A 561-nucleotide genomic window follows, 5' to 3' on the forward strand; every position below is an offset into this window, starting at 1 on the left:
TCCGGCTGAGGGCGTTCACAACTCCTCAGGAATCTCCGACGAGCACCGCGCGAAGCGCCGTTTCCCTCGCGACGCACTCCTTTCTGAGGAGTTGCGATCCCCGCCGTCCCGGGGCGGGGCAACGCGAGTCGGTGACGGTCGGCCGACCGTGACCGAGCGCTACGGGCGGATGCTCTTGGAGCGATGGTTGAGCATGATGGCGCCGACGACGCTACCGATGCTTCCGATCACGATCAACACGGTCGCGAGGGTTGTCAGGGAGTTTGCGTCCCCCGGCCCGACGACGATGGTGGTGATCGCGAGCACCACTCCGAGGAATGTGAGCGCCGAGGAAGCAAGTGTGCAGAGTGTGAGCCAACGGGTACGAGTATCGCGGATGTTCTGTTTCAATCCCATGTCATTACCCCCAGCATGCGACTCCGCCGACGACGAAGATACTGATGCAGATCGCGTCATTTCCACTTGCAGCCTTGCACACGTCCAACAGCCAAGGGTCGGATCGCGAAGGTCCTCGACGCCCTCTCCGGCTGAGGGCGTTCACAACTCCTCAGGAATCTCCGA

General features: G+C 62.4%; 1 protein-coding gene. It reads right to left on the reverse strand.

Going from position 1 to position 561, the window contains the following annotated elements; genetic code table 11:
- Nucleotides 1–159: 159 nt before the first annotated feature.
- Nucleotides 160–396 (reverse strand): hypothetical protein, encoded by a 237-nt coding sequence (locus L978_RS18830; RefSeq protein ID WP_156118311.1) that lies wholly within the window; start codon nt 394–396, stop codon nt 160–162.
- Nucleotides 397–561: the final 165 nt, after the last annotated feature.

This window comes from Microbacterium sp. ZOR0019, assembly GCF_000800925.1.
Lineage (GTDB): Bacteria > Actinomycetota > Actinomycetes > Actinomycetales > Microbacteriaceae > Microbacterium > Microbacterium aurugineum.